A 12,027-nucleotide genomic window follows, 5' to 3' on the forward strand; every position below is an offset into this window, starting at 1 on the left:
GGGATCAGGCGTCGACGGGCTCGCGGGCGGGCTCGGCGCCGGCCGGGGCGGCGTCCTCGATGCCGGAGCGGTTGCCCAGGCCGAACGCGCTGATGAAGGCGGCGATCAGCGCGGCGGCGAGCGGCACGATCAGCGCGGCCCGGTAGCCGTCGAGCTGCGCTGCGGGCGACGTGCCGTGCGTGGCCCCGATGGAGACCGCGGTCACCGAGGACAGGCCCAGGGCCGCGCCGAACTGGAAGGAGGTGTAGAGCAGACCGCCGGCCACGCCCTGCTCCTCCTCGTCGATGCCCTCCGTCGCCACGATGGTCAGCGGGCCGTAGGCCAGCGAGAAGGCGAGGCCGAGGATGATCAGGCTCGGGAACATCGCCAGGTACGTCCAGTCCAGGCCGACCGGCAGGAAGAGGGCGTAGGACAGCGAGGCCAGCAGCAGACCGCCGAAGATCACCCGGGCGTTGCCGAACTTCGCGACCAGCTTGGGCGTGAGCGTCGGGGAGAGGATGGCGTCGATGCCGATGACGATGAGGGCGAAGCTCGTCTGGAGGGTCGACCAGCCGCGCAGCTCCTGGAGGTAGAGCACCGCGACGAACTGGAACCCGAAGAAGCCGGCGGCGAAGAGCAGACCCGTCAGATTGCCGCGGATGAGCGTGCCGTTGCGGAAGAGTCCCAGCCGGATCAGCGGGGCGGAGGACTTGCGCTCGATGAGGACGAAGACGAGGAAGCAGAGCAGACCGGCCGCGACCGTGGCGGCCGTCACGGCGGCGGCCACGTGCGTGGCCCGCTCGACGGCGAAGACCAGGAGCAGGATGCCGGCGGTGACGCTGATCGCGCCGCCCAGGTCGACGCCCTGCCCGGACCGGTCGGGCCGGGGGGACTTGGGGATGAGGGCCACGGCGGTGATGAGGATGAGCAAGGAGAGGATGACGGGGGCGAAGAACACCCAGCGCCAGCTGACGGAGGCCAGCAGTCCGCCGACGACCAGGCCGATGGAGAAGCCACCGGCGGCGGTGCCGGAGTAGACCAGCAGCGCCTTGTTGCGCTGCGGGCCCTCGTCGAAGCTCGTGGTGATGATCGACAGACCGGCCGGGGTCATGAAGGCCGCCGCGACGCCCGTCACGAAGCGGGCCACGATGAGCATCCACCCCTCGGTGGCGAATCCGCCCAGACCGGAGAAGAGCAGGAAGACGACGAGCCAGAACACGAACATCTGCCGGCGCCCGAAGAGGTCGGCCGCCCGGCCGCCGAGCAGCATGAAGCCGCCGTAGCCGAGGACGTAGGCGCTCATGACCCACTGGAGCATGCCGGTGGACATGTCCAGGTCGGCGCGGATGGACGGCAACGCCACATTGAGCATCGCCACGTCGATGCCCTCGAGGAAGATCGCACCGCACAGCACGAACAGCACGCCCCAGGCGCGCCCGCTCATGCGGTCGGTGCCGCTGCCCGATGAGGTCTGCGGTGTGGACACGGAAAGGCTCCTTGCGGGGACGGAAAAAGGGAAGGGGGAGGTAGGGGAGGGGGAGCGGAGACGACGTCACTCTTGACGGACGCTTGAAAGTGACGTGCAACGGGGCGAGTTGAGCCGGAGAACCCGCGGTTCCCTCTTGTAACCACTCGAATCATCGGGCAGTGTGAATCGCCATGGAAGAAGGCACTTTGAAGTCACCGACTCACTGCACGGGTACCGAGGCCGAGTACGAGATCCGGCAATGGGACGCCCGCGAGGGCTGCGAGGTGCGCCAGATCCTCGACCGGGTCGCCGACAAGTGGTCCCTGCTCGTCATCGCCCTGCTGGACCGCCGCAGCCTGCGCTTCTCCGAGCTGCGCCGGGAGATCGACGGCATCAGCCAGCGAATGCTCACGGTCACCCTGCGGCAACTGGAGCGCGACGGGCTCGTCCTGCGCACGGTCCACCCCGTGGTCCCGCCGCGCGTCGACTACGAACTCACGCCGCTGGGCGTGACCCTCCACGACACGATCCGCGCCCTGGTCATCTGGACCGAGGAGCACCAGACCGAGGTCGCCGCCGCGCGCGCCTCGTACGACAGCCGAATGGAGGGGGAGGTGCAGGTGCAGGCGCGGGCGTCGTAACGGGCCTGCGCGGCGGGTTCACGAGCGGCTTTATGAACGGAACCGGTTTCCGACCCTGGCGATGAGGTCCATCAGCACCGCCAGGGCGGCCACCAGCCCGACCAGTACGAGAATTCCCGCCTTGAACGACAATTTCGCTGCGAGCGCCCAGAAACCGGGGAAGTGCCAGCCCAGCCCCCACCACACGACGGACCACAACAGCCCCATCGTCAGCAGGGCGCCGGCCAGTGTCAGACCGATCCGTACAGCGACGAGACGGCGCGGTTCTCTGCCATTCCCCTTGTTCACGCGGCAGACTATAAGCCCGGTCGCCACCCCGGGTAGGTTGGGCGGATGCCCACGACGCCGCCCGTGATCCTCCTGCTGTCCGGCAGCCTGCGCGCGGGCTCCTCCAACGAGACCGCGCTGCGCACGGCCGAGACCGTGGCCCCGTCGGCGGGTGTACGGACAGTGCGCTACGAAGGGCTCGCGGCCCTGCCGCACTTCAACCCCGACGACGACCACGACCCCCTGCCGGGCCCGGTGGCGGAGCTGCGCGCCGCGATCACGGAGGCGGCCGCCGTCCTGATCTGCACGCCGGAGTACGCGGGGACGCTGCCCGGTTCCTTCAAGAACCTGCTCGACTGGACGGTCGGCGGCACGGAGATTTGCGACAAGCCGGTGGCGTGGGTGAACGTGGCGCCGGCGGGGCGCGGCGGGGGAGCGGAGGCCACGCTGCGGACGGTGTTGAGGTATACGGGAGCCTCGATCGTGGAGGCGGCTTGCGTGAGGATTGCGCTGGGGGAAGGCGCGGGGGAGGAGCTCCGGCGGGTGCTGGGGCTCTTGGCGAAGGCTGGCTGAATACGGCCCATGGGCGTTAGCTTCGGCGCATGGGCGATCACCGCACGGTCGAGGTCGGAGGCGTCCGGCTGGCCTACCGGGTCTCGGGTCCGGAGGAAGCCCCGCCGCTCGTGCTGCTGCACGGGCTGGGTGAGGGAGCCGCCGACTGGGACGGTGTGGCACCGGCCTTCGTACGGGACTGGCGGGTGTACGCGCCCGACTTGCGCGGCCACGGCCTGAGCGACTGGCCCGGCGCGTACTCGTTCGAACTCATGCGGGACGACGTGCTCGGCTTCCTCGACGCCCTCGACCTGGAGCGCGCCGACGTGATCGGGCACTCGATGGGCGGCATCGTCGCCTACCTGCTGGCCGCCGCCCAGCCGCAGCGGGTGGCCCGGCTCGTGGTGGAGGACGCACCGGCCCCCGTGCCCCGCGAGCCCACGCCCCGCGCCAGGCCGGAGGGCGACCTCGGCTTCGACTGGGACGTGGTCGAGGCCATCAGGGGCCAGATCGACCGGCCCGAAGCGGCGTGGCTGGCGGACCTGGGCAGGATCGCGGCGAGGACCCTGGTCCTGGGCGGCGGTCCGCTCAGCCACGTTTCCCAGCACAATGTCGCCGAGTTGGCCAGGCGCGTGCCCGACGGGAGCTTCGAGACGATCCCGGTGGGGCACCTGATTCACGCCACGGCGCCGGAGGCTTTCGTCGAGGCGGCGTTGCGATTTCTGCGGGGCTAGCGGGGCGGGCTACAGCAGGTCTTTCGAGACGAACGACCCCATACCGGGCTCGGTGTAGATGAGGCCCTCGGCGCGGAGGGCGCGGTGCACCTTGTGGGCGGTGACACTGGCGATGCCGAACTCTTCTGTCAGTTGGAGAACTGACGGCACGCGAGTGCGGGGTGGGTATGTGCCGTCCTGTATGCGTTGACGGATCACATCGGCGACCTGACGCCAGCGCGGAATATCCGGAGCGAATTCGATCACGTACGTAAGCTACGCACACCATGGTGCTCTAGTCGAGATACATAATGGTCATCGCTATGCAGTGCGCTATATCACGCCCTACGCTCCGAGCGTGACATGCCGGACCCCGGCGGCCGTAGCAGCGGCCCCGGGGCATGGCCAACGCTGAGCTAGGAGCGTCGACATGCGAAACCTTATCCGCCGCCTCACCGTCTGGGCGAGGCGCCCGCACCGTCCCCACACTCCTCCCACTCCACGCCCCCAGGTGTGCGACCACGTCGTGGTGGTCACCGCCCACGGCATCAACTTCATCCCCCGCCAGCCGAGCGCAGCGGACATGGCGAAGGAGGCGGGCCGATGAAGGGGGACCGCTACACCCTCACGGCGCCCGCCGCGCCGGCCACCGCCCGGCTCGCCCGGGAGTTCGTCACGGCGACACTCGTCGCCGCCGAGCGGCGGCTGCTCATCGAGCTGGCGCGGCTCTGCGTCTCCGACACGGTCGCGAACGTGGTGCGCCACGCCCGCGTCCCCGAGCTGACCGTGGAGATGACGGTCCGTACCGACAACGTGCTCGTCGCGGTCCGCGACAATGACCCGGGACGGCTCCCGTGGCCGCGCCAGGGCACCGGCGAGGGAAGTGGTGACGGCCGAGGGCTGGCGCTCGTACGCCGCCTGTCGCACGCCTCCGGCGTGACGTGGGTGTGGGACGGGCTCGACCTCGTCGGGAAACAGGTGTGGTTCGAGCTACGGGAGTGCGCCGCGCTCACCGTGTGACATGAGGTGCCAAAGGGGTCACTGATGAATGTCAGTGGCCTCTGCCATGGTGTCTGCAACGGTGGGGAAACGAGCTGCACACGTTCGTAACAGAGTGCTCGTCAGCCCCAGAAGCGCTTTGTGATCACGTTGATGATGTTGATAGACATGTTCGAGTCGCCAGTGACACATGAGATACGACGGGGGTGAGCTCGTGAAGTTCGATATGGGGCAGACGGCGCTGTCCGGCCTGATTTCCCGGACGCGTGGTTCCAGCGATGATCTGGGTGGCCTTATCCGCCAGCTGATCGTCGCCGCGCAGCCGCTGGAGGGCAAGTTCAACGGCGCCGGAAAGGCCGCGTTCGACCAGTTCAAGTCGCACTCCGACGAGGTGACGGCCGCGCTGAACGGCTCGCTGAGCGCGATCCTGGGCGGCCAGTCCGGTATGGACTCCTCGTTCGGCCAGGGTGACCAGGAGTCGGCGGACAACGCGCGTCAGCAGATGGCGTCGGCGAACTTCGACGCGGCCCGCTTCTCGGGCCGCTAGGACACAGGGGGTACAGATCATGGCTGGTGCGGGTGCGGACCGTCGTAGTTACGACACGGGCGCGTCGAGCGAGGTGCAGGGATCGCTCCAGGGCATCATCTCCCGGCTGGAGACGGTGCTGGGCGAGCGTGACGCCGCGGTGAAGGCGGCGATGGCCGACTTCCAGGCCGACGGCGTCTCGGATCAGTACCACGGCAAGGAGCAGCGCTGGAACCGGGCGGCCACCGAGGTCCGCCAGATCATCCACCTGCTGCGCTCCACGATGGAGAAGAACGACGGCACGGCGCAGTCCACGCTGTCCAAGGCGAAGGCCGCTGTCGACGCCATCGGCTGACGCCGCGGGCGAGAACAAACACTGCGTTTCGTAGAACGGGGGAGGCGTCGTGCCCAAATGGGATATTCAGCCGGACGGTGTCCGTACGGTGCTGAATAACACCGGTGAGGTGGCCGGCAAGTTCGAGGATGAGCTCACGGCCTACAGCGAAGGCCTGGTCGGTTCCGCGACGTCGGCGGGCACGATGATCCTGGGCGGGACGAAGGCGCCCGAAGGGGGCGCGTTCGGTCCCGTCGCCCAGGCGCTGCAGGAGTTCCAGGAGCACACGGAGAACGACCTGAAGTTCCTTGTCGTCCGGACGGGCAAGTCCATCAAGGGCGCGCGCGAGGCCACCGAGGAATACATCAAGGGTGACCTGGCGATGGCCCAGAACAAGCAGCATCTCGCCGCGCAGGCGCCGACCCCGGAGGAACTCAAGGGGCAGCAGCCCGGTAAGGGCGGCAAGCCGTGATTGACCCCGGCAAGATCCCCACCTTCACGGGCAATCTGGAAAACCTGCAGACGCACGCGACGTCCTTGAAGACGACGGCGGGCAACATCCGGACCACCGGCAAGGACGTGCACAACGCCTTCCAGGCGCTGGACCCGGTCTACGACGCTCCCGAGCAGGACGAGCTGCTCAACTCGACCATTCCGGTCCGGGACAGGGCGGACGACTTCGCGAAGAAGCTGGAGTCCGTCAGCGGCGCGCTGCAGAGCTTCGCGACGGAAGCGAAGCCTCTGGTCGACAAGATGGACCGGCTGCGCGAGGAAGCCAAGGCGTTCGTCGCCGCGAACAAGGACGACGACGACTGGCAGAAGGACCAGAAGAAGATCGACCAGAACGCGCGGATGGTCAGCGAGGTCGGCACGACCTGGGTGGCCTTCCAGGGCGTCGAGCGCGAGGCGGCCAACAAGATCACCGCGCTCGTGGGCGGCACGAAGTTCGTCGTCGACGACGGCTCGCACAAGGCCGGCATGTACGGCTTCCAGGAGAGCGACGTCAAGGACGCGAAGGAAACGCCCTGGGGCACGGTCGACAAGCGTGAGTACACCGGCTGGCGGGCCGCGTGGGAGTGGACGAAGGACAACGTCGGCGGTGCGCTGAAGGGCTTCTTCGTCGACGGCGTCTGGGGCACCATCAAGGGCCTCGGCAGCATGGTCAACGTCTTCGACTGGGACAACTTCAAGAAGACGTGGTCGGGTATCGGCGACGTCTTCGGCGGTGTCAGCGCGTACCTCATGACGCCGTACGACTGGGCCATGGACAAGATGTTCGGCCCGGTCGACCACAGCGACACCGACAAGCAGAAGGCGGCCCTGCGCAACTTCGGCAAGTCGCTCGTCGCCTGGGACGAGTGGGGCAAGGACCCGTCGCGGGCGGTCGGCACGGTGCTGTTCAACGGTCTCACCCTCGGGGCCGGCAGCCTCCTCAAGCTCGGCAAGATGGGCGAGATGGGCCAGGCGGGCAAGCTGAGCGCGGGCGCGAAGGTCGCGGGCGCGCTGGGCAAGGCGGGCGCGATGGCCGACCCGATGAGCTACCTCGGCAAGGCCGCGGGCGTCACCAAGCTCAAGGTCGGCGACTTCATGGAGGGCCTGAAGGCCGGCCGCGCGGGCCTGGACGACCTGGGCAAGAACCTGCCCACGGGGACGGGCGCCCACCCGACCGCGCCTTCGGCTCCCGCGCACACGGGGACTCCCGCCCACACGGGCGACGCGCCTCACACGGGGACCCCTGCCCACTCCGGCGGCGGCGCCCCCAAGCACGACGGCAGCCTCCCCTACACCGACAGCAAGGGCAACCCGCGGTACGTCCACGGCGACGGCACCATCCGTGACCAGCACGGCGACGTCGTGCCCGACACGAAGCCGCACCAGGAGCCGCACAAGGACGACCTGCCCAACACCACGCACGAGCACGAGACCGCTCCCGCGAAGGAGCCGGCGAAGGTGCTGGAGGGCGCGGGCGGCCCCGGGCGCGTGGAGAACTCGGCGGGCCACCCGTCCTCCGCGCACCCGGCGGACGGCGCCCACCCGAAGGGCGGCGGCTCCGACGGCACCCCGGCCACGGGTGGCCACGCGGCGAACCACCCCACCGGAGGCTCGGGTTCGGGTTCGGGTTCGCACGGTTCGGCCGGCAGCGGCGGCTCGCACCTCCCGTCCGGCGGCGGTGGCGGCCACGGCACACCGCCTTCGGGCGGCGGCCACGGTCCCTCCGACCCCGGCTCGGGCGCGGGCCACGACGGCGGTACGGGAACGGGCGGCGGCCACGACTCCGGTTCGGGTCACGACGGCGGTTCGGGCCACGACGCGGGCTCCGGCTCGGGCTCGTCGGGCGACCACACGCCGCCCGGCACATACAAGCCGGGTCACGGCGAAGACGTCCCGAACCTCAAGCGTCACGACAGCAACTTCTCGGACACCCACAACCACAAGGGGCAGCGCAAGAGCTACCTCAACGAGGACGGCGACCTCGTGCCCGCCAACCCCGACGGCGACGCGTCGATCGTCGACCACATCGTGGGACGCGAACCGAAGAAGTCGGAGAGCCCCTACACCTCCACCAGCGAGGACGGCGCCAACGCCAAGGACTACGGCGGTCAGAAGATCCAGATCGATCTGCCCAGGCTCGTGGACGACATAGCCAAGGGCAAGGTCAAGGGCGTGGAGGTCTACTCGCCGAAGGAGGTCGAGGAGGCGATCCAGCAGAGCGCCGACAAGATCGCCGGTCGGCCCGTGGACATCGGCGTCCCGCCGAATACGCCGCACCCCGAGATCGACGAAATGGCCCAGAAGATTGCCAAGGACCTCGGTCTGGGCAAGGCCAAGACGAAGAGCCTCGCGCAGCGCATGAAGGACATGATGCACACACGCCGGGACTCGGAATGGCTCATCAAGGGCATCGTGCCGCATGACTACATCACCGGACCGTGACGGCGGCCGACGGGCGGAATGCGAAAGGATGCCACTCATGACCCGCTTCAGTGAATTGCTCGGCACGGATTTCGGTGGCGAGCCGACGACCGACATCGAGGACGTGCTCTACGGGGCCTTCGACGAGCCCTCGCACCGGGACCGCGTCCCCGGGCTCGTCGCGTTGATGAACGACCCCGCCGAGCCGGAGATCGAACGGTTCCTGGCCTGCGTGGCTCTGACGATGTGGGGCGAGGCGGCCGGCTACGAGGCGGTGCTGCGGGCGGCCGCGGATCCCGGGGCGACGCCCTGGTACGACTTCTCGATCGACCGCAAGTTCTCGGTGGACAGCACCTTCGCGCAGCTCGCGGATGCCGTGGCCGAGCGCGACCTGGCGGAGGAGAAGGGCACCGAGGCCCTGCGGGTGGAGGCGGCCCGCGCCCTGGTGCGGCTGGCCGACAGCCAGTACTTTGAGGACAAGCTGGGCGAGCTGTTCGACAACGCCACGCTCCGGGCGCTGCTGGACGACATCAAGGATGTCGTCGGCCGGGGCGTGCGGTTCCTGACCACGGACGAGAAGCGCCGGTTCGACCTGCCCACGCAGCTGGTCGACCTGGCGAGCGGAGTGTCCACCGTCGACGGCGCGCTGGGTGTGGAACTGGCCATGAGCGTGCTCGACGCCGGCACCTACCCCCGCACGCTGAAGCACGCCGTCCCCATCGTCCACCGCGCCCAGGGCCCGGAGGCCCGCCGGTTCGGCGAGTACCTGATGACGGTCGGCGACGAGGACGTGCGGCGGCAGGTCCGCGAAATCCTGAACGAGGCCTGACCCCGGCGCGCCCGCCGGCAGCGCGCGATGCCGGGCACGGTCTCACCGACCGTGCCCGGCACCCGTGCGCTCCGTCCACGTTTCCCTTCATACCGCCGCGCCTTGTCACGTGCGTTGTCCGCGTAATGTCCGGCGCCACTTTGCGTTTTCTCAGGAGAAGTTGATAGGCATGACGGCTGGTGCGTGCTGCGCCCGCACCGCTTGAGAGTTCAGTGAACGATTCGGGGGATTTCGTGGCGACTCCGCCGCAGCAACAGCCATTTCCGGCACAACAGCCCGCCTGGGGACAGCCGGGCTTTCAGCCCCAGCAAGGTGCGCCTCAGCAGGGCTTTCAGTCCAACCAGCCCCATGCCTACTGCCGCCTCTGCGGCGGTTTCCCCGCCACCGATGTGACCGTCCGCGGGCATCAGGGCATTTTGATCATGATGCGGTTCCTGAGCCTGAACGGCCCGTTCTGCCGTAATTGCGGTACGGCCGTGCTGCGCGACATGACCGGGAAAACGCTGCTCCAGGGCTGGTGGAGTCCGCTCTCGCTGGTCATCATCACCCCGTTCACGCTCCTTTGGAACGTATTCGTCAGGGCCAAGCTGAACAAACTCGAGCCCCCGGTTCCCGGTCAGCCCGGGCCTCAGCTGGATCCCGGGCCGCCGCTGCGCAAGCGGCCGGCCGTCTGGGGGTTGCTGATCCCGGTGATCTGGGTGCTGTTCATGGCCTTTCAGTACGCCCGGGGTTCGTAGGCCCCATAGGCCCACATCGGATCGCAGGGCGCGGCAGAGCGGGGAATGATGGCGAAGGATTACGACAGTCAACTGCTGGAGTCGGTGTCGGTACGGCGCCGGCGTATGCGTGATGCCCTGCTCTTCGGCGCCCAGCGGGCCCGCCGGACGGCCGACGAGAAGCTGGGCAAGGTATTCACGGGGATCGCCGTCGCGGCGGTGCTGTGCGCGGGGTGCGTGGGGTGGTCGTTCATCCAGCACACCCTCGCCAAGCAGAAAGAACAGCAGAAACAGCAGGAGCAGCGGTACGCGCCGCAGGTGACCCCGTCTCCGGCGTTGTCGCCCACGCCCACGCCTTCCGAACTCGACCCCGACGCGCCTTCTCCCGCGCATACGAAGTCGGCTACGAAGTCGGCGAAAACCCCGAAAGGAACGCACAAAGTGACGGAGCCGGCCCAGTGATAGGTTCTGCCGCGTGGTGAATATGGGGGCGAAACAGCGTACGGAATTGAGCAGGGTCACCCTGGTCGGCGACCGCCGGCGGGTGGATCTGGTGCTCCCCGCGGACGAGCCCATCGGGCGGCTGCTGCCCGACGTTCTGCGGCTGCTGGGCGACACGGTCGGTGAGCGCCCGGCCGCCCGGCATCTGATCACCGCCGAAGGAACGGTTCTGCCGCAGGACGGCACCCTCGCCGACGCAGGCGTTCCCGACGGTGCGCAACTGCGGCTGGTGCGCGTCCACGACGCGCCCTCCGCGCCCGTCGTCCACGACGTCACCGACGAGCTCGCCGAGAACCTCGACGTACGCGCCTGGCGCTGGCGCCCCGAGGCACGGCGGTGGACCGCGAGCCTGGCGACGATCGCCCTGGCCGTGACCGCCGGTGTCCTCGCCCGCGCCAGCCTTGGCCCCGCCTCCGTGGCCGGTGGCCTCGCCGTCGCCGCCGCGCTCGTCGCGGCTCTCGGCGCCGTCGCCTCCCGGATCGCCGCCCGAGGGGCCCAGGGCGCCCGAGGTGCCGGAGGCACCCAGAGCCCCCGCGGCGACGACACCGGCCGCGGCCTCGGCACCACGCTCATGCTGACCGGCGGCGCCCTCGGCACCCTCGCCGCGTGGACCGCCGCCGACGCCCACTCCTGGTCCGGGCCCGCCCGGCTCGCCGCCGTGGCCGCCGCGCTCGCGGCGACGCTCGCGCTGCTCGGCCTGTGCTCCCGCCTCGGCAGGGGCGGCCTGATCGGCGCCGGTGCCGTCGTCGTCACCGCCGGCGTGTGGGAGGCCGTCGCGGCCGCCCAGCACGACCCGGCGCGCCTGGGCGCGGTCATGGCCGTCGTCTCCGTCGTCGCCCTCGGCCTCCTGCCCCGGCTCGCGCTGATGGCCGCCGGTCTCACCGGGCTCGACGACCGCCGCTCCGGCGGCGCCTCCGTCAGCCGGCACGAGGTCGAGACGGCCCTCGCGGCGACCCACCGGGGCCTGGTCCTGGCCACGGTCACCGTCGCCGTCTCCGCCGCGGCCGGCGGTCTGCTGGCCGTCACCGCGCCCTCGTGGTGGACGGTCCTGCTCACCTCCGTGCTGATGGTCGTGCTGCTCTCCCGCTCGCGCGCCTTCCCCCTCGTCGCCGAGGTCGTCGCGCTGCTGGCCGCCGCCCTCGTGCTGCTGGTCCGGCTCGTGACGCTGTGGATCGACCACGTGCCCGGCACCCCCTACGGCCCGCTGGCGGCCCTGTGCGCGGTGGCCGTCGTGCCGCTCGCCGTCCTGGCGGTCCGGCTGCCGGAGCACGTCGGCGTGCGGCTGCGCCGCGCCGTGGACCTCGTCGAGGCCGTCGGCGTCATCGCGCTGTTCCCGCTCGCGGTCGGGGTGTTCGGCGTGTACGCGCGCCTGCTCCACCAGTTCTGAGCCCCACCAGTTCCGAGCCCCAGGAAACAGGAAGAGGCATGTCCCAGGACGACTGGCAGGGCGACGTCCTGCGCAACCTGCGGAACCTGACGAACGAGCTGAACGAGCTCGCCGACGGGCCGCGCACGGCGGAGGCCGCCTCGGAGGCACCCGCGGACGCCCCCGTCGACGCCCCCGTCGAGGACGCCCGGCCCGCCGCGGC

At 69.9% G+C, this 12,027-nt stretch carries 16 protein-coding genes; 13 read left to right on the top strand and 3 right to left on the bottom strand.

Annotation, left to right across the window (positions count from 1 at the left end; genetic code table 11):
* Window positions 1–4: 4 nt before the first annotated feature.
* The gene (locus K6I33_RS22735; protein WP_229356142.1) at window positions 5–1,423 is read right to left on the bottom strand and encodes an MFS transporter; all 1,419 of its coding nucleotides are present in this window, start codon (window positions 1,421–1,423) and stop codon (window positions 5–7) included.
* Between the two features lie 215 nt (window positions 1,424–1,638).
* Between K6I33_RS22735 and K6I33_RS22740 the strand changes: the two genes are divergently transcribed.
* Complete coding sequence (locus K6I33_RS22740; protein WP_229356105.1) at window positions 1,639–2,088, top strand: helix-turn-helix domain-containing protein; 450 nt, start codon at window positions 1,639–1,641, stop codon at window positions 2,086–2,088.
* Between the two features lie 30 nt (window positions 2,089–2,118).
* Here K6I33_RS22740 and K6I33_RS22745 read toward each other — a convergent pair whose 3' ends face one another.
* Window positions 2,119–2,376, bottom strand: a complete 258-nt coding sequence (locus K6I33_RS22745) for a hypothetical protein (protein ID WP_229356107.1) — start codon at window positions 2,374–2,376, stop codon at window positions 2,119–2,121.
* A 45-nt stretch (window positions 2,377–2,421) separates the two neighbouring features.
* Between K6I33_RS22745 and K6I33_RS22750 the strand changes: the two genes are divergently transcribed.
* Window positions 2,422–2,928 carry an NADPH-dependent FMN reductase gene (locus tag K6I33_RS22750; RefSeq protein ID WP_229356109.1) on the top strand — a complete coding sequence of 169 codons (507 nt, stop codon included), beginning with the start codon at window positions 2,422–2,424 and terminating at the stop codon, window positions 2,926–2,928.
* Between the two features lie 29 nt (window positions 2,929–2,957).
* Entirely contained in the window at window positions 2,958–3,641 is a 684-nt protein-coding gene (locus tag K6I33_RS22755; protein WP_229356120.1) for an alpha/beta fold hydrolase, read from the top strand.
* Window positions 3,642–3,650: 9 nt separating this feature from the next.
* Here the strand turns inward: K6I33_RS22755 and K6I33_RS22760 are convergent, their stop codons facing one another.
* Window positions 3,651–3,887: a GntR family transcriptional regulator gene (locus tag K6I33_RS22760; protein WP_229356123.1), complete on the bottom strand. Its 237-nt coding sequence runs from the start codon at window positions 3,885–3,887 to the stop codon at window positions 3,651–3,653.
* Window positions 3,888–4,050: 163 nt separating this feature from the next.
* Here K6I33_RS22760 and K6I33_RS22765 point away from each other — a divergent pair, with 163 nt between their 5' ends.
* The 10 genes from K6I33_RS22765 to eccD all read left to right on the top strand — a co-directional run bounded on the left by K6I33_RS22765 (window position 4,051) and on the right by eccD (window position 11,825).
* Window positions 4,051–4,227, top strand: a complete 177-nt coding sequence (locus tag K6I33_RS22765) for a hypothetical protein (RefSeq protein ID WP_229356126.1) — start codon at window positions 4,051–4,053, stop codon at window positions 4,225–4,227.
* Complete coding sequence (locus K6I33_RS22770) at window positions 4,224–4,640, top strand: ATP-binding protein (protein ID WP_229356128.1); 417 nt, start codon at window positions 4,224–4,226, stop codon at window positions 4,638–4,640. Before K6I33_RS22765 ends, K6I33_RS22770 begins: the two co-directional genes overlap by 4 nt.
* A 193-nt stretch (window positions 4,641–4,833) precedes the next feature.
* Window positions 4,834–5,166, top strand: a complete 333-nt coding sequence (locus tag K6I33_RS22775) for a hypothetical protein (RefSeq protein WP_229356131.1) — start codon at window positions 4,834–4,836, stop codon at window positions 5,164–5,166.
* Between the two features lie 19 nt (window positions 5,167–5,185).
* Complete coding sequence (locus K6I33_RS22780) at window positions 5,186–5,500, top strand: pore-forming ESAT-6 family protein (protein ID WP_229356133.1); 315 nt, start codon at window positions 5,186–5,188, stop codon at window positions 5,498–5,500.
* Window positions 5,501–5,549: 49 nt separating this feature from the next.
* Window positions 5,550–5,951, top strand: a complete 402-nt coding sequence (locus K6I33_RS22785) for a DUF6507 family protein (RefSeq protein ID WP_229356135.1) — start codon at window positions 5,550–5,552, stop codon at window positions 5,949–5,951.
* On the top strand, window positions 5,948–8,413 hold the full coding sequence (locus K6I33_RS22790) for a hypothetical protein (RefSeq protein WP_229356136.1): 2,466 nt from the start codon (window positions 5,948–5,950) through the stop codon (window positions 8,411–8,413). The genes K6I33_RS22785 and K6I33_RS22790 overlap by 4 nt, the downstream gene beginning before the upstream one ends.
* Before the next feature lie 37 nt (window positions 8,414–8,450).
* Window positions 8,451–9,221: a hypothetical protein gene (locus K6I33_RS22795; RefSeq protein WP_229356138.1), complete on the top strand. Its 771-nt coding sequence runs from the start codon at window positions 8,451–8,453 to the stop codon at window positions 9,219–9,221.
* 212 nt (window positions 9,222–9,433) lie between these two features.
* On the top strand, window positions 9,434–9,958 hold the full coding sequence (locus K6I33_RS22800) for a hypothetical protein (protein ID WP_229356140.1): 525 nt from the start codon (window positions 9,434–9,436) through the stop codon (window positions 9,956–9,958).
* Window positions 9,959–10,006: 48 nt separating this feature from the next.
* Window positions 10,007–10,399, top strand: a complete 393-nt coding sequence (locus K6I33_RS36660) for a hypothetical protein (RefSeq protein ID WP_374285632.1) — start codon at window positions 10,007–10,009, stop codon at window positions 10,397–10,399.
* A 22-nt stretch (window positions 10,400–10,421) separates the two neighbouring features.
* On the top strand, window positions 10,422–11,825 hold the full coding sequence (gene eccD / locus K6I33_RS22810; RefSeq protein ID WP_229356144.1) for a type VII secretion integral membrane protein EccD: 1,404 nt from the start codon (window positions 10,422–10,424) through the stop codon (window positions 11,823–11,825).
* Window positions 11,826–12,027 lie beyond the last annotated feature (202 nt).

The sequence above is a fragment of the Streptomyces sp. UNOB3_S3 genome (assembly GCF_020740895.1).
Classification (GTDB): domain Bacteria; phylum Actinomycetota; class Actinomycetes; order Streptomycetales; family Streptomycetaceae; genus Streptomyces.